Here is a 25,409-nt window from a genome sequence, read left to right on the forward strand (position 1 = left end):
CCTAAATAATGAGCGTTGCTCAAGTTGATCAAACAATGATCAAGTGGTTCAAAAATGGTGCAGTATTGTAATCCGAAGCCGCACCACATGTAAAGGATAAATATTGTCTGCTCCAAGTGGAAACAAAAAATATTTCTATGTTACTAATTTTACTGTAGTTCATAGAGGCGGCAAAATACTTGTCCCGCCGCTTTTTCTTTTAATAACAGCCAATTGCTAGGCGTTTGCAACGCACTCATCTCACTTTCTACTTCAACATAAATGAGGGCATTTTTACTTAGCCAGTCATTTTCAGTAAGTAAGTCACAGCATTTTTGGGCTAAACCTTGGCGAAAAGGTGGATCAATAAACACTAAGTTAAACTGTTGTTGCTGAGTATTGTTACTTAAATAAAGCAAACTGTCGGTGCAAATTACTTCAGCGTTAGTGAGCTTTAACGTGTCAATATTAGTTTGTAATTGGTTGGCGGCGAGTTTATCCATCTCTAAAAAGCGTGCACTGAGAGCAAAACGAGAGAGTGCTTCAAAACCTAATCCACCGGAACCTGCAAAACAATCGAGTACTTTAGTATCGCGAGTATCTTGCATTAACCAGTTAAATACCGTTTCTTTGATACGATCTGTGGTTGGACGAAGACCTTGCACATCTTTTACTGGTAATTTACGGCCACGAAATTGCCCGCTGATGATCCTAATAACGCCATCGCTGGCTTTATTACTCACTTGTTTTTGTGGTGATTTATTTCTCATTTAGCTCACTAAAAAATGGTATCTAGAATCCAGCTCAGATAATATTGCAATCATATAGTAGCGTGTCATTTTTCAACTGCGCTAAAAGTGTTACTATGAGCATCTTAGACAATATGTTGTGGTTATTAGCGGCTGTGCTTTTAAAGCAATGCAGCGAATACACAAAGTATTACCGTTAGTTTATCAGATTTTTATAAGTGGTTATTAGCAAGTATGGCAAAAAAAAATAAATTCCTGTCTTGGTTTGGTTTTGGTAAGTCAGATAAAAACCAACAAGTAGAGCAGACCGCCCAAGAGGCCGATAACCAACAAGCGGAAGTTGAGCGCTTAGAACAACAGCGTATTGCCGCAGAGCAAGCTGAAGCTGAGCGTTTAGAGCAACAACGAATTGCTGCAGAAGAGGCGGAAGCTGAGCGCGCAGAGCAACAGCGCATTGCTGCAGAGCAAGCGGAAGCTGAGCGCTTAGAACAACAGCGCATTGTTGCAGAGCAAGCTGAAGCTGAGCGCTTAGAACAACAGCGCATTGTTGCAGAGCAAGCGGAAGCTGAGCGCTTAGAACAACAGCGCATTGTTGCAGAGCAAGCTGAAGCAGAGCGCTTAGAACAACAGCGCATTGTTGCAGAGCAAGCTGAGGCAGAGCGCTTAGAACAACAGCGTATTGCTGTAGAGCAAGCTGAGGCACGTGATGCTGAACGCCAAGCCATCACAGATGCTGAATTAGCAGCAACAGAACAAGCAGAACAACAACGCCGCGATGAAGCCGCTCGTTTAGTGCAGCAAGAAGAAGCAATGCTTTTAGAGCAAGAACGTATCGCAGCAGAGCAAGCCGAAGCTGAGCGTTTAGAGCAAGAGCGTATTGTTACTGAGCAAGCGGAAGCTGAGCGTTTAGAGCAAGAGCGTATTGCCGCGGAGCAAGCCGAAGCTGAACGTGTAGAGCAAGAGCGTATTGCTGCCGAGCAAGCCGAAGCTGAGCGTTTAGAGCAAGAGCTTATTGCCGCAGAGCAAGCCGAAGTTGAACGTGTAGAGCAAGAGCGTATTGCTGCCGAGCAAGCTGAAGCTGAACGTGTAGAACAAGTGCGTATCGCAGCAGAGCAAGCCGAAGCTGAACGTGTAGAGCAAGAGCGTATCGCAGCAGAGCAAGCCGAAGCTGAGCGTGTAGAGCAACAACGTATTGCTGCCGAGCAGGCCGAAGCTGAACGTGTAGAGCAAGAGCGTATTGCTGCCGAGCAAGCTGAAGCTGAACGTGTAGAGCAACAACGTATTGCTGCCGAAGAGGCGGAAGCTGAGCGTTTAGAGCAAGAGCGATTAACGGCCGAGCTTGCCATCGAGGAAGCAAAAACAGCTGAAAAACCTAAAAAAGAAGGGTTCTTTGCTCGTCTTAAAAAAGGCTTATTAAAAACCAAAGTAAACTTAGGTTCTGGCTTTGCATCGATTTTCACTGGTAAGAAAATTGATGATGAATTATTTGAAGATCTTGAAACTCAGCTATTAACAGCCGACTTAGGTGTTGATACCACCATGAAGCTGATCGATCGTTTGACTGATGCGGCTAACCGCAAACAGTTAAAGGATGGTGATGCATTATATGAGCTAATGAAGCAAGAAATGGCGGCGATGCTTAAAACGGCAGAACAGCCATTAGAAATTCCTGCTGATAAAAAACCATTTGTTATTTTAATGGTGGGTGTTAATGGAGTTGGTAAAACAACGACCATTGGTAAACTTGCTAAGCAATTTCAGGATCAAGGTAAATCAGTCATGTTAGCTGCAGGTGATACTTTCCGTGCAGCTGCGGTTGAGCAATTACAAGTATGGGGCGAGCGTAATAAAATCCCAGTAATCGCACAGCACACCGGTGCTGATAGTGCCTCAGTGATATTTGATGCATTTCAAGCTGCCAAAGCGCGTAACGTTGATGTGTTAATTGCAGATACAGCTGGTCGCTTGCAAAATAAAGACAACTTGATGCAAGAGCTTGAAAAAATAGCCCGGGTGATGAAGAAAATTGATCCCGATGCACCGCATGAAGTGATGCTAACCATCGATGCAGGCACAGGGCAAAATGCAATTAGCCAAGTGAACTTATTTAATCAGTGTGTTGGCCTTACCGGTATTACATTGTCTAAGTTAGATGGTACAGCCAAAGGTGGGGTTATTTTTGCCGTCGCCGATAAATTTAATATTCCGATCCGCTATATTGGTGTTGGTGAAGGCATTGATGATTTACGTGAATTTAATAGTAATGACTTCATTGATGCGCTATTTAGCCAAGATGAGGACGAAGTTTAAATTTCAAAGGGGAGCTTGCTCCCTTTTCAGCTGTGGATGATTGATAACTAAAATGATAAATTTTCAGCAAGTCAGCAAAACATATCCCGGTGGTCACCGAGCACTGGAAAAAGTTAATTTCCATGTTAAACCGGGTGAATTGGCTTTTTTAACAGGTCACAGTGGTGCCGGTAAAAGTACCTTACTTAAACTCATTAGTTTAATGGAACGCCCGTCGGCGGGTCATGTTTTTATTAATGGCGTTGATTTAAATGCAGTAAAATCGCGGCAAATTCCTTATGTCCGCCGTGATATTGGTATCATATTTCAAAACCACCGTTTATTAGAGCGCCACACTATTTTTGATAATGTTGCCTTGCCGCTAATTATCGAAGGTACGCATCATAAGCAAATTGAAAAGCGTGTGCATGGCGCACTTGATAAAGTTGGCTTGCTAGATAAAGTAAAATGCCACCCTTCAACACTCTCTGGTGGTGAACAACAGCGAGTTGGGATTGCCCGGGCAATTGTAAACTCTCCGCCATTATTACTTGCAGATGAACCAACCGGTAACCTAGATCCTGAGCTTTCCATGGATATCTTGCGTTTGTTTGAAGAATTTAATAATCATGGCACTACAGTCTTAATTGCCACTCATGATTTAGGGCTGATCTCGCGAATGAAATACCGTAGCTTAACCTTAAAAGATGGTCGCATGAGTCAAGATCCATTGGCAGAGGCAACACTATGAGTTTGTTATTCAAAGGCCGAAAAAGCCAAAATGAACGAGTAAAAAAATCAGTTTTTGCAGCCGGCTATTTTTTTGTGCTGAATATATTTCGCCAAGGTGTATATAGCCTAGGGGAAATGTGGCGCACACCGATGGCGTCAATGATGACCATTGCGGTGTTGGGTTTAAGTTTAACCTTACCAGCGACCTTGTATTTAGTGGTTAAAAATGTGCAGCAGGTCAGCAGTGGCTTTGAAGAAGCTGCAGAGATTTCATTATTTGTAAAAGAATCCATGAGTGAACAAGAAACAAAAACGCTTGTTAAACGCTTAGCACTCTACCCAGAAATTGATAATGTCACTTTTATTTCTAAACAAAATGCGCTCATTGAATTTAAAGAAGTATCAGGGTTTGGCCAAGCACTTGAATATTTAGATAGCAATCCTCTGCCAGATGTTGTTATCGTCACGCCGACTTCTCGCCATCGTCAACCAAACGCCGCGCAAGCATTATTAAAAAAGCTTGAAGCAGAGCGTGAAGTTGATTTTGGTAAATTAGATATTGCCTGGCTTGAGCGCTTAAATGCATTATTAAGCCTGTTAAAAGAAAGCGTGATCACCATCGCGTTGTTATTACTGACTTCGGTAACTTTGATCATAGGCAACACTATTCGCTTATCAATTATGGATAAGAAAGAAGAGATCCAAGTGATGAAGCTAGTCGGTGCAACCAATACCTTTATTCATGCGCCATTTTTATGGACCGGCATTTGGTATGGCATTGTTGGTGGTTTGTTTGCTTTTATATGTGTGGCCCTCATGATGTGGTGGCTTGGATCTGCAGTCACCCAAGTCGCTGGAGTGTATCAAACTAACTTTAATTTAATCGGCTTAAGCTTAGGCGAATTTGGCGCGTTAGTGCTACTTGCAACCAGCTTAGGGTTTGTTGGCTCTTACTTATCTGTTAATCGATATATAAAAGAAATCGAACCCGATAAAGTGTAACAATTATTGTTTATAATCATTGATTAAGTTGGTTGTGGTGAATTGCTTTATCATAACCAACTGACCGCAAAGCTAGAATTCATCGCTTATTCAGGCGTTTAAAGTAGAATAAAAAACACTAAAAAACCACTTGCTTCAATCGAAAAAAAGTTTTACATTGAAGTTAGCACTCTAAGTGAAAGAGTGCTAAGATGGTTTCAAATGTTTATCACTGAGGTGAAAAATGAGTAAAGATTTATACGCAATGGCACTCACAGTTGGACAGCAAAGCGCAAGTATGGACGGCTACCTTCAAGCGGTAAGCACTATACCTATGCTAGGTGCTGAGCAAGAAAAAGAGTTAGCGACTCGCTTACAGGAAGATGGCGATCTTAACGCTGCAAAGCAACTCATCATGTCTCACCTTCGTTTTGTTGCACATATAGCTAAAGGTTACTCAGGTTACGGTCTACCGCAAGCTGATTTGATTCAAGAAGGCAATATCGGCCTGATGAAAGCAGTAAAACGTTTTGACCCATCAGTGGGCGTACGTTTGGTTTCATTTGCAGTGCATTGGATCAAAGCCGAAATACACGAATTTGTACTTAAAAACTGGCGCATTGTTAAAGTTGCGACCACTAAAGCGCAACGCAAATTGTTTTTTAATCTTCGTAAAAACAAAAAACGTTTAGGTTGGTTTAACCAAGCTGAAGTTGCTACCGTAGCGAGTGAGCTAGGTGTGAGTGAAAAAGAAGTTCGTGAAATGGAATCGCGCATGAGCGGCCAAGACATGGGCTTTGATTTAACCGGTGACGACAGCGATGACGCACCAACTAGTACCTATTCGCCTGTGCAATACTTAACTGATGGCAGTAATGATTTAGCTGAAGAAGTTGAACAGCAACAATATCAAGAGCAATCTCATACACGTTTATTTAGTGCGTTAAAAACCCTAGATGAACGTTCACAAGACATTGTTAGTGCTCGTTGGTTATCAGACGATAAAGCAACACTGCAAGAACTGGCTGAAAAATACAGCGTATCTGCAGAGCGTGTTCGTCAACTTGAAAAAACAGCGATGAAAAAGTTACAAGCTGCAATGAGTTAATCACAGTTTTACAAAATTATTAAAAGCCCTGCATGAAAATGCGGGGCTTTTTGCGTTTAGGGAAGCTATAAGTTTTAAGCGATAAGTCATAAGTAGCAAAAATAATATGGATTTCATACAGGGCGACTGCTCCGTCGTCACGGCTATTACTTTTGCTTAATTTAATATAATGACTAGGGTCTGTTGATCTTTCAAGGTTGAATTTGCAGCAGTCTGTTTGGTATTTAGGCAAGGCAGAGTCTATGTGGTGTGGTTATTCCCCATAAATAGGCTATAACGCAGCATCAATGCCAAACAGGCGCTGCCCGAAGGGTTCTGCCTAGGGGCAATTAACTCTTTGTTACTCGATTTTTACTTAGCCCACTAGGTTACAAACCTCGCGCCGCGATTAAATTGCCCCTAGTTTGAACAAATATTAATCCGCAAAGGTCAACAGACCCTAGGCGTTACAATTATTTTAAATAAAAATATACCTGCAGTATTTATACCGTGCTATTTATTTACACTCGTTAGGTTATTAATTTAAGTTTTACATTGAATTAATAATGATTCTTTTTATATTCACTTAAATCACTGATTTTAATTTATTATTCAAATCTTGTATGCGAAAATAGAACAAGATTGAGAATTGTCTCTCAATTCATACTCTAAATTAAGCTAACCCCAAGCTGTATTTATATCCGTATTTCAATTTAATTAAAGTCAGTATTAGCACTCAATATGAATTCATATTCACTAAAGAAAAAAATATTATTATCGGTTGTTCTCGCCCTCGTAATTGTTGTTGTATTATTGTCATGGTATAGCTACTCCACGCAAAAAGCGTTGTTACTGCAAAACAGTGTTGATAGTGTGAGGCAAGCAGGTAAACAGCAAGCCGCGCGTATCGAAGCATGGTTAACCGATCGTCAGCGAGTGATCGCTTCTGTCGCCACTAAAGTTGAAGGTGATACGCTTAATGCATTGCAGCAAGCACAGGTATCTGGCGATTTTCAATTAACCTATTTTGGTAACCGCGACGGGCTGATGGTGGACTCTGATCCCAGCATTGACCGCTCAGGTTATGATCCTAGAACACGTCCTTGGTATCAGCAGTCACAGCAAGCTCGTAGCAGCATAATTACCAAGCCTTATTTGGATGTTGCCTTTAATCTATTGGTCGTTACCATAGCTCATCCAGCGCGTAATGGTGTGGTTGGCGGTGATGTGTCAATTGCGAGTATTGTCGATAGCGTTAGCAATATGTCTCTACCGGCAAACGGTTATGCCATCATGATGCATGAAGACGGTACTGTGATCGCCTATAAAGACTCAAGTAAATTGATGGGTAAAATCACCAATATTGAGACTAAATTAAGCAGCCGACTAATAGAATCAAGTAGCCAAACAGGCCAACTTACGCCTGTTTATTTTGAAACTGAAGCTCGGGATAAGCTAATTTGGAGTGAAAAAATCCCCAATACAGATTGGCAGCTAGTTTTTGTACTCGACAAACAAACGTTAGAGGCACCATTAGTTAGCTTGATGGTCACCCAGTTAGGACTGGCAACGTTAGCACTGATCATTAGTGTATTATCTATTTCTTGGTTGTTAAGTTTGTTACTAGGGCCACTAAGTCGCGTGTCGCAAGCGTTATCTCGTATTGCTGCAGGCAATGGTGATTTAACTCAGCGTATTACAGTCGACAGCCAAGACGAAGTCGGCATGTTAGCTGATAGCTTTAATAGTTTTGTAAGTAGTCAACATCAGCTGATCAGTCATATTCGTCAACTAGCGACTGATCTAGACTCAGATGCAGAGAAAAGTCTGTTAACCAATCAATCAAGCGTTAATGAACTACAGCGCCAACAGCAAGAAGTTACAATGGTTGCTACCGCAGTTACAGAGATGTCCAGTGCTACTCATGAAATTGCAGCTAACGCTGAAAATACCGCTGCTGCATCCCAGCAATCGGCGCAAAGCAGTATTCAGGGGAAAAGCTTAGTTGATAAAACCAGAACCACGATTAACTCATTGGCATCAGAAATTGATGAAACCACAGTTGTGATCAGTGAGCTGAGCCTGCATGCACAAGCAATCTCAAGTATTTTAACGACGATTCAGGAGATTGCAGAGCAAACTAATTTACTGGCATTAAATGCTGCGATTGAAGCGGCGCGTGCCGGCGAGCAAGGCCGTGGTTTTGCTGTTGTCGCAGACGAAGTTCGCGTGTTATCACATCGTACTCAAAACTCTACTGCAGAGATTTATACCACGATTGAAACGTTGCAAAATACCACTAAAAAAGCGGTTAGCTTGATGGATAGCAGTAAAAGTTTAGCTAATAACAGTGTTCACGATGTCAATGCCGCAGCACAAGCTTTAGAAGAAATTACTCAAGCAGTGAATGAGATCTCCGACATGGCGGGGCAAATTGCAGTCGCAGCAGAAGAGCAAACTCAAGTAACAAATGAGATAACCCGAAATACGGTCGCAATTAAAGATGTCACTGATGAAATCACGGCATCAGCAACAACGCATTTAAGCCAAGCAAAGGTACTGAAAGACCGCGCCACTGACTTAAATGAAAAAGTCGCCACTTTTATCCTGTAGCTTGTTGATATAGCTAGTAGGGCGGATACAGCCCCGCTAGCTTTTTTAGTTCTAAGTGATAAGTTTTAAGCCATAAGTGACAAACGCTGCCACCGCTATTTTCTTTGTCCTCTTGCAAAACATTATAGAAAAAGAACTTTAAGTTTATTATTCACAAAGAGGTTAGAGGCGCCGCGCTTTAGAGTTATCAACGTAGGTTGGTTTGAGCGCAGCGAAACCCAACTAAAAATATCCAAACCTATAAACTACAAAGTTTTGACTTATCGACTGTCTTGAATGTGCCAATTGCAGACGGTCAGGAGTTATAATGTTTGAAGCCAAAATTTGGCCCTTCCGGCTCTAAAAATAAATCATAACCCACAAAAAAGCCATTGCATTGCTGCAACGGCCTTTTTAATCATTTGAAAAAGTAAGTTTCAAGTTACGTACATGTAATTAAGTTGATTATTGGTTTTCACCTAGCATTTCATTTAGTAAAGTCATTTTTAACTCATCAAAAGGCTATTACTAGATAGGGCTGGCTGTAATATTGGTGAATAACCTTGCCTAGACTCGCATGCAGAAATATGCAGCTCTTCTTTTGCTCTACTTGCCCCTAAATAAACTCTTGAAACAAACCGCCTGTAAGCGCCACAACTTGGATTGTCTTCATCAACTTCAACTTTATCTAAATTTATGAGGTAAACCATATCAAATTGTAAACCTGCGACATACTCTGGCATAGAAAAGATGCACTTTCCTTTTAATCGGCCTAATTTTGTAACATCATCTCTTGAACTGATCGGCTCATAGTACTTCTTGATACGACCGGCAATAAGATATTCTTCAAACAAATCAAAATTGGAACAAAGAATAGCGACTGTTTTCTTTCCTGAAAGGCTTCTTGCTTGTCTACTGGCAAGCTTGAAAACGTTATCAATAAGATCAACTGGATCACTGTATAATGATAGCTTTGGTATTGCACCACTTGGTGTATTAGTCTTTAAAGTTAACTCACTCCATTCACTAGCAAGATCAAGAGCAGGAAAAGAACCATCAAGATCGCTTAAAAACTTTGCGATTTCTGGTGTATACCTAAATACCTGAGTCAACTCTACTAAATTAGTTTTACCAACATTAGTGGAGTTTATTAGTGCACTACCAGAGCCTTTTTTGACAGTACAAATAAAATTATCATCAACACTTTGTTTAATATCATATGCCATAAAAAGTGGTAATTTTTTAGTTTCAAATGATTTATTCAATCGAAATAACTCATGGAAAACCATTCTTTCAGGTCTAGTAAAACAATGAAGTTCATCAACAAATACTCCATCATAGCCTTCATCTTCACATATATGGTTCCATTCATGTGACATTAAGTATCGATTCAAATCAGCAATCATTTGATCCATACTCAGAACATTTAAATCTTTCAAATACTTTCTGAAGCCCATATGAAGCTCTAGTACTGCTCGTCTTTCATGCTCAGTTGGCAAGTGCATTTGCCAATTTTCACGAGATGATGTCAGATATTTATCACCATTGTCTGATCCCATAACTATATTTTCAGCATCTAATACACATGCGAATTCATTAAGAATTTCAAGTAATAAGGGTTTCCTGCTTTCTTTACTTTCCATAGCTGACTTAAAATTATCCCCACATTTACCTAACACTCCGACTTTAAATTTAGCTTCCAAAAGTTTTTTAGTTAATACTTCCTCAAGTATTTCAAACTGCAATTTCCTGCCTTCTTTACCATCTTTAGATATTGGAGTAAACTTTTTTAAATTGTAGTTAAGTAGCTCCTGAGCCAAGTCATACAAAGAAACTATCTTAATTTTCACGTGTTCCAAAAATTTCCAATTCATTTCGGAATCCATTGAGTTAAGCATATCTTCGACTAACTGCGCAGTAACGAAACTATGAGTAACAAATAGTAAGCGTTTCTGTTTCTTCTCAGTTTCAAACCTGTATGCATCTTTAAGAATCTTTACAGCTAAAGCTAGAGTCTTTCCTGTACCAGCAGCGCCTTTCAGCCGGACAGGCTCGTCATAGCTTTTATCAACAAAGCTTCTTTGTTCGTTAGTAAGCTTATTTTCATACCACTGTTCAAAATTCAAGCACTCACCAAAAGAGCGATACAAATCCTCAGTAAGCTCTATTCCATACTGTGTTTTATCATCAGCTTCGACTGTATTTTGCCAGCTAGAATTTATTGCTTCGTCAATTAATGTGACTGAATCTAAAAATAAGCTTTCATCGACTTCAATGTTCTCAAAGCCATTATTATTACTATCTAATGCGTAGGCAAAAATGTGGTTAGTATCTATGGGTGAGGTATCAAAATACAATCGATTTTTATTTTTTTGGGTGCGTTTTGTTGCATAAATTGATAGCTTCTTCCCTGAAACATAGCGTCCCCAACCTTTGCCGGGTGAAATTGATTCACCAAATTGGCTGAGCGCTATAGTGATTACTCGATCAAATGCGATACTTTTATCTTTATTATCAAGTTCCGAAAATATCCCATTACTATTAACTTTAATGACAAGTAATTTGCTTTCTGAAGTCGTTTTTTCTGATATTAGGAACAGTTTATCACTAATCTGAACTCGCTTAATTCTTTGTTCGAGTGAGAGTGGAATCTGATAATCCGTAAACCATAATGGTTTTATTGAAGCGTATGATAAGACGTTCACTGTCTCTTCATCAATTATTAGCGTTTTAATCATATATTTTTATTCCACTATAGATTCAGTGATTAAACTCAAGGAAGCATCCATATCATCTTCAAATGTTTTCGGCATTCCAATTCGTGAAAACAAACTAGCAAAATTCTGAGTAATACTATATCTGAGATAATCTGAAAAGCGGCCGACTCTTTCAATACAAGTATTCGGATCTATTTGAGCTGTTTTTAACTCCATACCATCTATAAAAACTCTATTTTTATGAATTGCTCTAATGTCTCTCAATTTTAATATCATCCCAGTTTCGGAGCTTAAACCTAAGTCGGGGATAAACTGAAATTCAGCTCTCATGTTTTTTTGAATTGCTTCTTTAATCTCTTTGTCAATTTTACTATTCGGTTTTCCTAGGTACTTGCGGTAAAGGACAAACGTTCTAATACAATTTACCTTCAAAGTCTCATTGTATTTATCTATAGTATCCTTTATTCCATTTTTACCTGTTGAAATCTCGATATTTAATTGTGCCAGTATTAACTCTATTGTCTCGCTACTCATCCAATCTTCAAGCTCACATACGCTCATATCATTACATTCAAGTGCCTTGAAGTTTGGGGCTTTATTCATATGCTCGACTATCTTGTGTATATAAGACTTCTTTTCATCGGATATAATTTTCTTTAGCCAGATTTCTTTGAGGTAGCTCTCAGTGCTAATCATAGGAAGGATTGTGAAGTAGTCGCCCATCTTCTTGTTTACAATGTCACAGTCCGCAGTTATAACAACAGCAAAGTCTTCTAGCGGCCCAAAAATATCACCACAACTAGAGCCGACTTTAAATACATCACCTTGAAGTATTCCTTTGTAATCATCATTTATCTCTTTTAAAAAATATGACACATTTCATTCCATTCATGCAAACTAAGTAAATATATGGCTACGTTACTCATAAGTAATTTACGGTTAATACAATCTTTATAGTTTTCAAATAACTAAAGCGGTTAAGCAAGCTATTATAAACATAATTTAATTAGGTAATGCACTAAAAGAAATTATCTTAAGAGCCACTGGTGAGAAATTAATTTAATTATAAAAATATGAAACATCAGGCCCAATAAACGAACATTGGTACCATAGTTTCTTGTTAAATGTTCGTCGTGCGATTTAGAATTTTACCAAGCTTTTTATGCTGTTTTTACACCTCGTATTTTTGATATTAAATCATTCAGCTCACCTTCTGAAATAGTCATTTTGAACGAACCTTCATTATTGAGGGTTAAAACAAACTTGTCTTTTTCAGGGTATTTTGACAGAGGGGCATTAGGATTAGAACTTACCCCATCTAAGGCGGATAGAATATGTTCAAGAGGGAAGTGCATATGAATGTTATTTATAACACCAAAAATAAACTGTTTTCCTTGGTATTCAAATGGCGATACACCTATAACAAATTTATTTCCGACTGAAACTGAAGTTTGATCAGACATCATTTTGATAGTAGAGAGTAAGTTTGAGATTTCTTGTTCTTTATTCTGAATTTCTCGTTCAAAATGTAACACCTGATCATTGCTGCCAGTAGTATTAATTTTTTGTAATTGGATTTTTAAGTCATTTACTTCTATTTCGTGCAGCTCTTTCATTGCATTTATTTGAGCTATAACATTAACGGCACTAACCGTTTCTAAGTATTTATTTTCTTTTTCGAGTATTTCTTTTTCTTTTGTAACATGATCAATTTCAGAATTACTTTTATTTGATTCAACAATAATGTTGTATATTTGGTAAGTAATGTTTTGGATCAAAGCAAATCCACACAAAACGATACCATAAATAGTGTTATCTTCACTCTCAAAATTTAAGTCGATTGGAAAGCCAAAATAGTCAGTGGATATTTTCCCAACAAATTTTAAAGCTGCAGGGCCACCAATCAAAGCAATACCAGCAAAACCAAACAACCATGTTAGTTTATTAGTAAAGTCAGGTAGTAGCACCTTTCTTAATTTATCTCTTAATATAATTTTTACACTATCCGTCATTGTTGAAAATAGCTCCTTGCAGCATAACAGTTTATTGAACACCATTTTGATGGTTTATAACACACAAAAACGGCGTATATTACATACCCTGATAATTTCACCAATAATTACTTTTGTAAACAAGTAATTAAAACAGCTAGGAATTAAGCATGTTATTTTTGCCCCAAAACGGCGTTTAATAATGCTATGGACAAAATTAGGCTCGTACTCAAAGAGGTAGGAATAAATTTAACTTTATCAGCGTCCGGTTATCGCTCGAAGCCGTAACCCAATTTGATTCTTCCATCGTTGGGTTTCGTTGCTCTCAACCACAACCTACGTGGTTAATTTTACGACGGACTATTCTGTTTTCCTAGAACCTAGTACCTAGAACCTTTTCCCTTGTAACTTTAGAGCCTACCTCGCACTAACCCCTTTATGCTCAGCTTGTGCGAGTTGTATATATTTTCGCTCTACCAGCTGCGATAGCGGCACGAGTTCAAAACCTTGTTGTTCAAGTTCGGGTAGCATGCGCTGTAAAAATTCAATGGTTTCAGGGTAAGGGTGGGCAATCGCGATGGCGAAGTTATAACGTTCGGCTTTATACTTTAGTTCGTTGAGGCGAAATTGTAACTGTTTCTCATTGGGAATATTATCTAAAAACACATGGCGGCCGACATTTTCAACGCCATATAAGTTGGCAACATTTTGCGCTTGGCTTAAGCCTGTGGTGCGGCTATCTAAAAAGTACAGGTTGCGCTTTTTCAGCACCTCCATAGTCCATTTCATGGGCAGGCTTTCTTGAGTAAGTGCTGAGCCCATATGATTATTTACACCTTTCACCTGAGGTAAGGTTGCAAGCGCATTGCCGAGGGTGATTTGTAATTGTTCTTTGCTCATATCGCTGGTAAGTGCGCCGGGGCCTAGTGCTTTGCTGCTGTCGAGTGCTTGCATGGGAATATGTAGCAGTAATTCTTTATTTGATTTACTGGCTAAGCGCGCAAAAATTTGCGAATACGGGGTATGAGGCAAAATCGAGAACGATATTTTACCTGGTAAATTTAGGATTTCGAGGTCGCGTTGATGGTTGCCAATATCATCAATTACAATCGCTATTTGCTTATTTGCGGCAAGCGTAGGCAAGCTAAAAAAAAGCCAGAACAACCAAGTTAATTTTTTCACGTTTATAATTTTTATTATCTTTTTTATAGTGAGCTAAAAGCTTTATTTCATAGTTAATAGCTGCTGTGCTTTTAATAACAGTGGATCAGCTGAGTCTGTGCGTGACCATAGCTGATCGTCATTTCCTTGTTCGTTTTTTATTATAACTACTTTATCAATTTGCGAAAGGGTTGATTGATTAATCGCCACATCAGGGGTTACGCCAATGCCATCAATTGATTGTCCTGAGGGGGTAAAGTATTTTGCAGTGGTTAGTTTTAGTGCTGTATTACCATTGCCTAATGGGATCAAAGATTGCACCGATCCTTTGCCAAATGATTGGCTGCCAATTAGTGTGGCACGGTGATTGTCTTTAAGTGCAGCGGCTAAAATCTCTGCTGCTGAGGCCGAGTTTTCATTAATAAGTACGACGATTGGCGCACCATTTAAAATATCACCTTTTTTGGCGCGAAAGTGCTGGTTTGCATCATAAAAGCGACCTTTGGTGGTGACTATGGTGCCACTTTGTAAAAACAGATCCGATACCGCTACAGCACTTTGTAATGTGCCGCCTGGATTGTCGCGTAAATCGAGCACTAAGCCTGTAAGTGGATTACCGTAATGGCTTTGCAGTGCTGTTATTTGCCGCGCAACATCATGCAAGGTGTGATTGGTAAAACTATTTATTGCCAAATAACCAATACCAAACTCTGATAATGAACTGGTGACACTCTCTAAGTTAATTTCTGATCTAGTCAGAGTAAAATAAATGGCTTGTGGTGAATTACCTCGTTCAATCGTTAAGGTAACCGTTGCTGTGTCACTCGCTTTAATCATTTGTGCAACTTGATTGATGTCTTTATGTGCGACCGTTTGCTGATTAACGGCAAGTAGCACATCATTCATTTGTACTCCGGCAATGGCTGCGGGAGAATCTTTGATCGTATTTACAATAATAATTTTTTGTTGTTGCTGTTTTACTTCAATCCCAAGGCCTGTATAGCGGCCGTTAGTGCTGCTAAATAGCGCTTCTAACTCGTGTTCATCAAGGTACTTAGAGTATGGGTCTAGCTGTGCAAGCAGGGCTTCAAATTGTTGGCTGCTTTCAAAGCTTTGTTGTAAAGCTAAGTCTTCAACATAATAGGCATGGATATTAAAGAGGATTTCGTTTTTTTGTTGGCTTTTTAAATCGCCCACCGAGGTCACTGCAAAGCAATTAAAACTCAGGCACAAAAAAACGCTAACGAGTAATAAATAGCTTATTAGAATGCGATTAAAAACAGGGTATTGTAACCGCTGTATTTGTAATTGTGTATTTAGCATCAGCTGCTCCCAGTGGGGTGCAGCTGTTTAATCAATTAAATGCGTCTGCACCATGTTACAGGATTTACTGCGCGTCCTTTGTGGCGTATTTCAAAGTATAGACCAGAATTTGCTTGTCCGCCGCTTTGACCAACTAAAGCGATAATATCGCCTTGGCGTACTATATCACCTACGTCTTTTAGTAAGGTTTGAGTATGGCCGTATAAACTCATAAAGCCTTCACCGTGGTCAATAACAATAACCCAGCCGTAGCCTTTTAACCAATCAGCAAACACGACTTGACCGTTGTGGACGCTATGCACATTATTGCCTTCATTAGCGCCAATTAATACGCCTTTCCAGTCAATACCACCGTGCTTATGTTGGCCGAAGCTGTGCTCAATTTTACCTTTTGTTGGCCAGTTTAATTTACCTTTATTGGCTGATAGGCCCAGCAACTCAACCTTTTTAGTTTTTTCTTTTTCAAGTTCTTGCAAGGTAGCTACTAGGGTTTTTTCATTATCTTTTAAGTAATCAATTGAGTTTTTGGTTGAGCTAAGCTTGGTTTTTAATTCACTGATGTTGGCTTTTCGTTGTTGTTGCGCTGCAATGAGTGCTTGATGACGATTGGCTTGCTCTTTATGGAGCACAACTAAGTGTTGCTTGGTTTTTTCAAGTTCGGTTTGTACATCCGCTATTTCAATCAGGAGTGCTTTTAACTCATCAATTTGCTCAATACGCGCTTTGTTGAGGTAATTATAATAACTTAAGGTGCGTTCAACCTGTGCAGTATTTTCTTGATTTAATAGCATTTTAGAGTAGTCATGTCCGCCAGACATATAGGCACTTTTAATTTGTGCGGCGAGTGCATGTTGCTGCTCTAGGCGTTTTTCCTCAAGTGCTTCAGCTTGCTGCTGTTGCTGCTGTTGTTGTTTTTCAGTATCGCGAATTGATTGCTCGGCAATATTCAGTGCCTTGGCATTTTTTGCGATCTCGAGTTCGTGCTGTTGCAGGTTCTTTTGCGATTTTTCGATGTCTTTACGCTGGGCGGCAAGTTCAGCTTGGCTTTGCTTTAATGCTGTTTGGATTTCGCTGAGATCTTTTTTAGTACGATCTTCATTAGCGACGGCAGGGGCCGTCACTAATGAAGTGAGTATTAACGCAGTAACAACGAGCGTACTAAAAATTAATGGGTTAATACTTTTGTTCATGGTTTATTTCAATGTCATGATTGGTGTGCCAGTCATCTCGCTTGGTTGTTCCATGCCCATTAGGTGCAACATGGTTGGCGCAACATCACTGAGGGCTTTGCCTTCGCTTGGTGTTGCATCACGACCAACATAAATGAAATGAACCGGTTCACTGGTGTGTGCGGTATGCGCTTGGCCAGTTTTAAGGTTAGCCATTTGTTCAGCATTGCCGTGATCAGCTGTAATTAATGCTTCACCACCAAATTCTTCAAGGGCAGCAACAACACGACCAATACAATGATCGACTGCTTCACAGGCTTTTACTGCGGCTTCAAATACACCTGAGTGACCGACCATATCGCCATTTGGATAGTTACAAATAATTGCATCGTATTTACCGCTTTTAATCGCTTCGACGAGTTTATCGGTGAGCATTTCTGAATTCATTTCAGGTTGTAAATCGTAAGTCGCAACTTGTGGTGATGGGATCAGCTCGCGGGTTTCACCTTCAAATTCATCTTCACGTCCGCCACTGAAGAAAAACGTCACATGTGCATATTTTTCGGTTTCAGAAATACGTAGCTGTGTTTTATGGTGTTTTTCAAACCATTCACCCAATACATTAGTCAAAGGGACTGTGGCAAAAGCTGCTGGTGCGTCGATGTCTGCTGCGTATTCGGTCAACATAACAAAGCCGCTTAGTGCGGGGGCTTTTTTCTTGGCGAAACCGTCAAAGTCTTTATCAACAAATGCGCGGGTCATTTCACGAGCACGGTCGGCTCTAAAGTTTAAGAAAATAACCGTATCACCGTCATTAATTTGTACTGCGTCTTGGCCTTGTGCTGCTATGGTAGTTGCAGCAACAAACTCATCGTTTTCATCACGTTCGTAAGCCGCAGCTAATGCATCAACACCATTTTCGTAGCTATGTTGTGCGATCCCACTGACCATTAGGTCGTAGGCTTGCTCTACTCGGTTCCAGCGATTATCGCGGTCCATTGCATAGTAGCGGCCAATGATCGATGCTAAGCGACCACAGTTTAATTTGCTAAACAGTGCTTCAATACGTTCAATTGACGCTTTTGCGCTACGTGGTGGAGTGTCTCGGCCATCTAAAAATGCATGAAAGTACACTTCTTTAGCACCGCGCGCTGCAGCTAATTCAATTGCAGCTACAATATGATCTTCATGACTATGCACACCACCTGGGCTTAATAAACCCATTAAATGCACCGCTTTATCGGCATTCACTGCTTTATCAATGTTTTCAACTAGTGTTGGATTATGTGCAAACTCACCGTCGTTTATTGCTTTAGTGATACGGGTGAAATCTTGATAAACCACTCGGCCAGCACCTAAGTTGACGTGGCCTACTTCTGAGTTGCCCATTTGCCCATCAGGAAGACCAACATCTAAACCTGATGCAGAAATTAGGGTGTGCGGGCGAGTTGCCCAAAGTTCGTCTAAAACAGGGGTATTTGCCGCTAAAATTGCGTTGCTTTGGGTATCTTCACGGTATCCCCAACCATCTAAAATCATTAATACGAGAGGTTTTTTATGTTGTGTCATTTTTGTTCCTGAAAATTAGCTCCTGCTTAGCCTTAGCATACCGTGTTTTGTGGTTATGATCAGCAATCAAAGGGACATATTAAAATATTTCACTCTCTGGTAATTTCTAATCAAGCACGTATACTTGCGTGGCTAGGGCATTGCCCTTACGTTTAACCCCAGTGCTACAGGCGCGGGACAATTTTCATAGTGGAAGACGCATGGATCAATATATTGAATTTGTCGGTAATCATCCGATATTAAGTTTAGCTTGGGTTGCTTTAGTTGCACTCATCGTGGGCGGCTGGTTTAAAAGTAAGTTTTCAGCAATTCGTCAAATAAATCCGCAACAATTAACGTTATTAATTAACCGTGAAGACGGTGTCGTTGTAGATATACGTGCACAAAAAGAATTTAATAATGGCCGTATAGCAGGCGCTGAGCATATTAGCCCTGAAAAAGCGAAACAATCTGACTTCTCAAGCCTTGAAAAGTCTAAGAGTAAACCCATTATATTGGTATGTACCACAGGCATGACAGCCTCAGGTATCGCAACTGCTATGCATAAAGCTGGTTTTGAATCGGTTTATGTTTTATCTGGTGGTATGGGTGCATGGCAAAGTGCTGGTCTACCAACGACAACAGGTCGCTAATTAAGTTAGTTAGGCCGATAGAGGAATTGTTATGAGTAATGTTGTTCTTTATACCAAAGCGTATTGCCCTTTTTGTCAGCGTGCTTTAGCGTTGCTAACAAATAAAGGTGTGCAATTTACAAATATCGACATTGGTGTACAGCCTGAGTTACGTGATGAAATGATTGCCAAAGCAGGTGGCGCGAGCACAGTACCGCAAATTTTTATTAATGATGAGCATATCGGCGGTTGTGACGACATGATGGCGATTGAAGCCCAAGGCAAACTTGACGCTAAGTTAAACGCTTAAGCATTTATTATAAAAACGATTAAAAGTTAGGAATTATCATGAACGAAGAAAATCAGAACGTAGCAGCACAAGAAGAAACTGGCGCACAATTTACGATTCAACGTATTTACACAAAAGACGTGTCTTTTGAAACGCCTAATTCACCTGCTATTTTCCAAAAAGAATGGACACCAGAAGTTAAGCTTGACCTTGATACACGTTCTAATAAATTAGACGAAGGCGTGTTTGAAGTAGTATTAGCACTGACTGTTACAGCTTCTATCGGTGAAGAAACGGCTTTTTTATGTGAAATTCAACAAGCGGGTATTTTCACTATCGCTGAAGTTGAAGAAGTACAACTTGCACACATGCTTGGCGCATTCTGCCCGAACGTATTGTTCCCGTACGCACGTGAAGCGGTATCTAACTTAGTTAACCGTGGTACATTCCCACAGCTTAACCTTGCACCTGTGAACTTTGATGCGTTATTTGCTCAATACATGCAGCAACGTGCAGCGCAAGCTGAACAGGCAACTGCAGACGCATAACTTATGAGTACAGCCAATTCAGCTGTTACTGTATTAGGGGCGGGGTCTTATGGCACCGCCCTTGCTATTTGTTTAGCCCGAAACGGTCACCAAGTGACACTTTGGGGTCGCAATAGCGATGACGTTGCCACGCTTGCAGCTGAGCGGAAAAATCAACGTTACCTACCTGATGTCACTTTTCCTGACACTTTACACCTTGAAGCCGACTTACACACCGCAGTAACTGCAAGCCAAGTGATCTTGGTTGTTGTGCCAAGTCATGCATTTGGCGATACGCTACAGCAAATTAAGCCTTCATTACTTGAAGGGGCACAAGTTGCATGGGCCACCAAAGGGCTTGAACCAGATACAGGCCGACTTTTGCAAGAGGTTGCACAGCAAGAATTAGGTGATGATGTGCCACTTGCGGTCGTATCAGGCCCTACATTTGCTAAAGAAATGGCGATGGGTTTACCTACTGCAATTTCAGTGTCGTCAACATCAACAGCCTTTGCAAAACAGTTAGCTGAACTATTGCATTGTGGTCGCTCATTTAGGGTCTATAACAATAATGATTTTATTGGTATTCAGCTCGGTGGCGCGGTTAAAAATGTGATTGCGATTGGCGCTGGTATGTCTGACGGCTTTGGTTTTGGTGCTAATGCGCGGACAGCATTGATCACCCGTGGTTTAGCTGAGTTATGCCGGTTAGGCTGCGCGCTTGGTGCTAAGTCAGAAACCTTTATGGGCATGGCTGGGCTGGGAGATTTGATCCTAACGTGCACCGATAATCAGTCTCGTAACCGTCGTTTTGGTTTAGCACTGGGTAAAGGTGAAAAGGTAGAGCAGGCGATAGCATCAATTGGTCAAGTGGTCGAAGGTTATCGCAACACCAAAGAAGTCTATTTACTTGCACAACGTACTGGTATCGAAATGCCGATCACTGAGCAAATCTATCAGGTACTTTATGAAAATAAAGACGTGAAAGAAGCCGCGATGGCTTTATTAGGTCGCGAGCAAAAATCAGAGTAACAGTGCCTTGTAGCTGCCAGCGTTTATGGGTTTGTATAAACGCTGGTAGTTAATCTTATAACTAACAAGGTACTTAGTCATTCATCAAATTAGATTGTTTTCTCAGATTGTTTTTTTCGAGATAAGTAGCTACCTTTTCAGCACAAAGCGGACGACTATAATAATAGCCTTGCATCGTATTACAGCCCATAACATGCAGCATATAAGCCTGCTCTTTAGTTTCAACTCCTTCGGCAACAACATCGATATGTAAGTATTTAGCGAGGCGAATAATTGTCGCGGTAATATTACGATCCTGCTCACTATCGACAATATCTTTAATAAAAGAGCGATCAATTTTTAAAGTATCGATTGGAAAACGTTTTAAATAACCCAATGATGAATGACCAGTACCAAAGTCATCCAGCGCAATGGTAAAGCCAAGTGCTTTTAAGCGGTTCATTTGCTGTTGGGCAAATTCAGGGTTATCCATCATGGCACTTTCGGTTATTTCTAACTCAACACAGCGTGCAGGCACATCATAGTTTGTTAAACACTCAGTGAGGGTTTCGACTAAACTACTTTGCTGAAAGTGCAGAGCCGAAATATTAATTGCCACTTTACCAAAACTTACTCCTTCATTACGCCATAACTCTAGTTGTTTAAATAGCTGCTTCATTAGCAATAAAGTGAGTGGAATAATTGCGCCATTTTGTTCTGCAAGAGGGATAAATTCAGCCGGGCTAATGATGCTGCCATCAACTTGCGGCCAACGCACTAAGGCTTCAAAACCATGTATTTGATCTTTATCTGCGTTATATTTTACTTGGTAAAATAATTGAAAATCCTGATGTTCGATAGCCCGAAAAAGTGCGCTTTCTTTACTAAGTTCATTCATATCAATTGTGTGTTTAGATTTATCAAAAAATTGGTAATTATTATGACCCATCTTTTTAGCGTGATTGAGCGCACTATTGGCGCTGCGCATCAGTGCTTCGCTGTTATAACCGTTTTCTGGGTACCCGGCGATACCACAACAGGCAGAAATAAAGCTCTCTATACCCTCAAGCATAAACGGTGTTTGGAATTGTTTAAGGATATTATCGGCCAGTTTTTTGGCGAAAAAGACGGACATGCCTGAATATAAATAGGGCGGTACGAGTATAGCAAATTCATCTCCCCCTAAGCGGGCCAAGGTATAACCAGAATCAAGATTACGAGTGAGTCTGCCCGCAACTTCTTTTAATAGTTCATCACCGATTGCGTGACCAAGGGATTCGTTAATTTTATTAAAATTGTCTAAATCTATAAAAATAATCAGTAAATTAGGGAAGTTGTTATTACAGCTGGCAATTGCCTTATTTACAGATTCAATAAAAATAGTGCGATTGGAAAGCCCAGTGACAGAATCTCGAGTGGTTAATTTAAGCATCGCACGTTCATTATTCTTACGTGCAGTTACATCTGAAAATAACCCAATATAATGCGCGCTACTAGTACGTAGGTTAGGGGTTTTTACTTTGGTTATCGATAAATCTAAGGCATAGGGTTGCCCGTCTTTACGCACATTCCAAATTTCACCAGACCAATAACCATCAACCTCTAGATCATTATAAATGAGGCTTTCTAATTTTTTATCGCGACCGTTTACAGTAAATGCTTTTGGTTTTTTACCCACTACATCAGCAAGAGTAAAGCCACAAATAGTTGTAAATGCTTGGTTTATGTTCGTGATTTGAAACTGCTCATTGGCGATCCAAATGGCATCTTTTGATTGCGTCATTAACGCGTTGACCAAATTATGCTTAGCACCACTTTTTAATCTATAAACAATTAACAGCAGTAAAATAGCAAAAATAGCCGCTAAAACGAGGTGGTTGATCCAGTGAGGGAAGGCAAAAGCCGTTTGTTTAATCATTAACACTAACGGCTCGTTATTTACTTGATTAAGGTTTTTAACTTCAAGATAAATATTCTTTGCATTACTAGCCAGAGACAGCATGGTCTGAGCATTCGGCAGTGCTAGCCAATCGCCATTGGGATCGAGTCGGTAATTGAGCTGCATAGGTAAGAGGCCATTACTGCTAAACCAAACAGAGATGCCTTTTAGCGGTTGGCTGGTATTTACTGCGTTGGTTGCTAAGTGGTAATAGTCTTGGTCTTGCTCTTGATAGTGTAAAGTCAGATGACTGATTAAAAAAGAGCTGTTTTGAGGTGGTACTTGTGTTGAATGCACTTCTAATAAAGTATTACCCGTTGGCGCAAACAACATTATTTTATCACGGTAGCTAACGCTAAAGAGTGATTTTGGAAGTTGCTCATAACTAATAGAATCATCAATATAAGCGGCAATACTATGAGTGGCATTTTCAACCCATAGGTTAGTGCTGGGTTTGTAGAGTTTTATCGCTTGAGAATCAACTATCCACAAAGCATTTTGTGGTGCTTCGTAAATGGCTGTGGTGTTAAATGTACTTACTTTATCAAAATTTATCTCAAGTGTTATTTGCTGAGAATTTTCAGGTGCTTGCCATTGGCTCTGCCATAAGCCGTTACTTGTCGCAAGCCAAAGCCTTGAAGAGTTGCGTTGATAATACATAGCATTGATCTGCCCGAGGGCTTCAGTTTCAAGCTCAAGGGCGGTGAGCTGTTGTTTAGCAATATAAAATAATTGCTCACCATCACTTGCGAGATATTGCTCGTCATTAAGGGATGTTAAAGCATTAATGTTACTAATTGGTAGTGTTTGGCTTTGTTGCTGCGTCGCAAAATCATATTTTATTAATTGCTTTTTGGTTGCTACCCACAGTGTTGTTGGGGCAGTTGAATGCAGCGCAGCAACTTGATCCTTTATTAATAAATCAAAAGTGAGGTTGCGGGCACTGTATAAATATAAACCAGTGTCGGTTGCAACAGCCCATTTGTCTTCGCGCAGATAAGCGATGGTAATAATTTTTTTATGTTGTGTAAAATTACCTAACTGCTCCAACATGTCAAAGTATTGCTGCATACGCGGAGCAGGATTATCGGTGATAGGGGTTGTGATAATTTGCATTGCAGGGAGCTTTAGCCAGCTTTTAGTGGCAGTTTGCAGCCACAGTTGTTGGTTGTTTTGTTTAATTGATAAAAAGCGTGCAGGAGCACTATAAAACAAAGGATTAGTGTTTTTGGTCGTTAAATCATGTTTATAAGCGCGATTTTTATGCAAATAATAGAGCTGATCATCAAAGTAATTTAGTTGTTGAACATGCGCATGCTGGAGTTTTATTTCTTGCATAGAGTGCGTGTTGTTAAACAGGTAATGTTGGTCGTTATTGGTATTGATAAGGATCGCTGCTGAGGTTTGACTTGGACTTAACTGCGCGATAGGCGCGGGGACGATGAGCTGAGCTGTAATTGCATTACTTGCTAAATCAAAGTGACTAACTAAATTACTACCTGAATGTAGCCATAGGCTGTTGTTAAATCCCAATGCGAGTTCGACGATTTGCTCTGAAAAGGCGAATGGGGAATGGAGTTTTTCGTCTTTTATAGTGTGGATCTGACCTTGGTACAGAAAGTAAAAGCCGAGCTCGGTGGTTAATATCGGCTGTTTTAGCGGTGTTGCGGTTAGTTGAATTAACTGGTTGTTAATTAAGTTGATTAAACTCAGCCCTTGCTCAGTGTTAATTAATAACCAGGATTTATAAGTCGCTACTTGTAAAATGGCTTGATTCGCAAATGATGAAAAAGGCGGTGCTTGGCCACTAAAAAGGTGCACCGAGTCGTAGTTAAACAGCCCTTTATTAGTTGCGAGCCAAAACGCATTACTCGGGTCTTGAGTAAAGTCATTAATGGCGGGTAGCGAAAGCTCATTCGCATTTAATTCAGCTACACTCGCGTTTACATTTACAGTAGATAACATACTAATAAAACAGCATGTTTGAAGGATAAAACGCATTACAATCCGTTGAATCAGTTTAAAAAGAACTTATTTAGAATAGTGTAGGAATAGAAATAATGCGAATCCACGCAAGGCAAATTTATTGCGCTAGGCGGTGCTAAATTTTAAAGATAATTAGAGGAGAAAGCGCCCAATGGTATAGGCGCATTTTAATATCACTTACTGCGCGTTAGGAAAGCCTAACTGACGCCATGATTCATAAACAAAAACAGCCACTGCGTTAGATAAGTTCATGCTTCTACTGTTAGCTTGCATAGGAATACGCACGCGTTGTTCATTAGGTAGTGATTGAATTATATCATCTGGTAAGCCACGGGTTTCTGGGCCAAACACTAAACAATCACCCGCTTCATAACTTGCTTGATGGTGAAACTGACTGCCTTTAGTGGTACATGCATATACTTTTTTAGGTTGGCATTTTTCTAAGTAAGCTGCAAATGATGGATGGCGTTGCACATGGCTAAATTCATGGTAATCAAGGCCAGCTCTTTTCACGCGCTTATCGTCCCACTCAAAGCCCAAAGGCTCGATTAAATGCAAAGCATAGCCCGTATTTGCACACAGGCGAATAATATTCCCTGTGTTAGGTGGAATTTCAGGTTGGTATAAAACGATATCAAGCATAACGAGCCTTATTGGTGATCTACATTTTGACGTTCGAGAGTATACACGAAACAGATAAAAAAAAT

At 40.1% G+C, this 25,409-nt stretch carries 19 protein-coding genes; 9 read left to right on the forward strand and 10 right to left on the reverse strand.

Going from position 1 to position 25,409, the window contains the following annotated elements:
• Nucleotides 1–149 precede the first annotated feature (149 nt).
• On the reverse strand, nt 150–749 hold the full coding sequence (gene rsmD / locus H5186_RS03345; protein ID WP_145234805.1) for a 16S rRNA (guanine(966)-N(2))-methyltransferase RsmD: 600 nt from the start codon (nt 747–749) through the stop codon (nt 150–152).
• Between the two features lie 213 nt (nt 750–962).
• Here rsmD and ftsY point away from each other — a divergent pair, with 213 nt between their 5' ends.
• The 5 genes from ftsY to H5186_RS03370 all read left to right on the forward strand — a co-directional run bounded on the left by ftsY (nt 963) and on the right by H5186_RS03370 (nt 8,430).
• The gene (ftsY, locus tag H5186_RS03350) at nt 963–3,038 is read left to right on the forward strand and encodes a signal recognition particle-docking protein FtsY (RefSeq protein ID WP_182794125.1); all 2,076 of its coding nucleotides are present in this window, start codon (nt 963–965) and stop codon (nt 3,036–3,038) included.
• Between the two features lie 52 nt (nt 3,039–3,090).
• On the forward strand, nt 3,091–3,768 hold the full coding sequence (gene ftsE / locus H5186_RS03355) for a cell division ATP-binding protein FtsE (protein ID WP_064665448.1): 678 nt from the start codon (nt 3,091–3,093) through the stop codon (nt 3,766–3,768).
• Nucleotides 3,765–4,751 carry a permease-like cell division protein FtsX gene (gene ftsX, locus H5186_RS03360; protein ID WP_182717203.1) on the forward strand — a complete coding sequence of 329 codons (987 nt, stop codon included), beginning with the start codon at nt 3,765–3,767 and terminating at the stop codon, nt 4,749–4,751. Before ftsE ends, ftsX begins: the two co-directional genes overlap by 4 nt.
• A gap of 223 nt (nt 4,752–4,974) precedes the next feature.
• Entirely contained in the window at nt 4,975–5,838 is an 864-nt protein-coding gene (gene rpoH, locus H5186_RS03365; RefSeq protein WP_145234811.1) for an RNA polymerase sigma factor RpoH, read from the forward strand.
• Between the two features lie 720 nt (nt 5,839–6,558).
• On the forward strand, nt 6,559–8,430 hold the full coding sequence (locus H5186_RS03370; protein ID WP_182739747.1) for a methyl-accepting chemotaxis protein: 1,872 nt from the start codon (nt 6,559–6,561) through the stop codon (nt 8,428–8,430).
• A gap of 485 nt (nt 8,431–8,915) precedes the next feature.
• On the opposite strand, the gene H5186_RS03375 is transcribed toward H5186_RS03370, so the two are convergent.
• The 7 genes from H5186_RS03375 to gpmM form a co-directional block, all read right to left on the reverse strand.
• Nucleotides 8,916–11,147: a UvrD-helicase domain-containing protein gene (locus tag H5186_RS03375; RefSeq protein ID WP_182794126.1), complete on the reverse strand. Its 2,232-nt coding sequence runs from the start codon at nt 11,145–11,147 to the stop codon at nt 8,916–8,918.
• Nucleotides 11,148–11,153: 6 nt separating this feature from the next.
• The gene (locus tag H5186_RS03380) at nt 11,154–12,002 is read right to left on the reverse strand and encodes a hypothetical protein (RefSeq protein WP_182794127.1); all 849 of its coding nucleotides are present in this window, start codon (nt 12,000–12,002) and stop codon (nt 11,154–11,156) included.
• Between the two features lie 284 nt (nt 12,003–12,286).
• A complete protein-coding gene (locus tag H5186_RS03385) occupies nt 12,287–13,138 on the reverse strand; it encodes a hypothetical protein (RefSeq protein ID WP_182794128.1) in 852 nt (283 codons plus the stop codon).
• Between the two features lie 396 nt (nt 13,139–13,534).
• On the reverse strand, nt 13,535–14,299 hold the full coding sequence (locus H5186_RS03390) for a divergent polysaccharide deacetylase family protein (RefSeq protein ID WP_182767260.1): 765 nt from the start codon (nt 14,297–14,299) through the stop codon (nt 13,535–13,537).
• A 42-nt stretch (nt 14,300–14,341) separates the two neighbouring features.
• On the reverse strand, nt 14,342–15,601 hold the full coding sequence (locus H5186_RS03395) for a S41 family peptidase (RefSeq protein WP_182717198.1): 1,260 nt from the start codon (nt 15,599–15,601) through the stop codon (nt 14,342–14,344).
• Nucleotides 15,602–15,636: 35 nt separating this feature from the next.
• Nucleotides 15,637–16,791 carry a murein hydrolase activator EnvC gene (locus H5186_RS03400; RefSeq protein ID WP_182794129.1) on the reverse strand — a complete coding sequence of 385 codons (1,155 nt, stop codon included), beginning with the start codon at nt 16,789–16,791 and terminating at the stop codon, nt 15,637–15,639.
• Between the two features lie 3 nt (nt 16,792–16,794).
• Complete coding sequence (gpmM, locus tag H5186_RS03405) at nt 16,795–18,339, reverse strand: 2,3-bisphosphoglycerate-independent phosphoglycerate mutase (RefSeq protein ID WP_182739742.1); 1,545 nt, start codon at nt 18,337–18,339, stop codon at nt 16,795–16,797.
• A gap of 200 nt (nt 18,340–18,539) precedes the next feature.
• On the opposite strand from gpmM, the gene H5186_RS03410 reads away from it, so the two are divergent.
• The 4 genes from H5186_RS03410 to gpsA are packed head-to-tail and all read left to right on the forward strand — an operon-like array spanning nt 18,540 to nt 20,798.
• A complete protein-coding gene (locus H5186_RS03410) occupies nt 18,540–18,971 on the forward strand; it encodes a rhodanese-like domain-containing protein (protein WP_149982153.1) in 432 nt (143 codons plus the stop codon).
• A 31-nt stretch (nt 18,972–19,002) separates the two neighbouring features.
• Nucleotides 19,003–19,260, forward strand: a complete 258-nt coding sequence (gene grxC, locus H5186_RS03415) for a glutaredoxin 3 (RefSeq protein ID WP_145235234.1) — start codon at nt 19,003–19,005, stop codon at nt 19,258–19,260.
• Nucleotides 19,261–19,298: 38 nt separating this feature from the next.
• On the forward strand, nt 19,299–19,787 hold the full coding sequence (gene secB / locus H5186_RS03420; RefSeq protein WP_145235236.1) for a protein-export chaperone SecB: 489 nt from the start codon (nt 19,299–19,301) through the stop codon (nt 19,785–19,787).
• Between the two features lie 3 nt (nt 19,788–19,790).
• Nucleotides 19,791–20,798: an NAD(P)H-dependent glycerol-3-phosphate dehydrogenase gene (gpsA, locus tag H5186_RS03425; RefSeq protein ID WP_145235238.1), complete on the forward strand. Its 1,008-nt coding sequence runs from the start codon at nt 19,791–19,793 to the stop codon at nt 20,796–20,798.
• A 73-nt stretch (nt 20,799–20,871) separates the two neighbouring features.
• On the opposite strand, the gene H5186_RS03430 is transcribed toward gpsA, so the two are convergent.
• Nucleotides 20,872–24,717 carry an EAL domain-containing protein gene (locus tag H5186_RS03430; RefSeq protein WP_182794130.1) on the reverse strand — a complete coding sequence of 1,282 codons (3,846 nt, stop codon included), beginning with the start codon at nt 24,715–24,717 and terminating at the stop codon, nt 20,872–20,874.
• A gap of 162 nt (nt 24,718–24,879) precedes the next feature.
• Entirely contained in the window at nt 24,880–25,344 is a 465-nt protein-coding gene (gene trmL / locus H5186_RS03435; RefSeq protein ID WP_149982151.1) for a tRNA (uridine(34)/cytosine(34)/5-carboxymethylaminomethyluridine(34)-2'-O)-methyltransferase TrmL, read from the reverse strand.
• Nucleotides 25,345–25,409 lie beyond the last annotated feature (65 nt).

Origin of the sequence: Pseudoalteromonas sp. SG41-2, assembly GCF_014164535.1 — a bacterium.
In the GTDB taxonomy this organism is placed as follows: domain Bacteria; phylum Pseudomonadota; class Gammaproteobacteria; order Enterobacterales; family Alteromonadaceae; genus Pseudoalteromonas; species Pseudoalteromonas rhizosphaerae.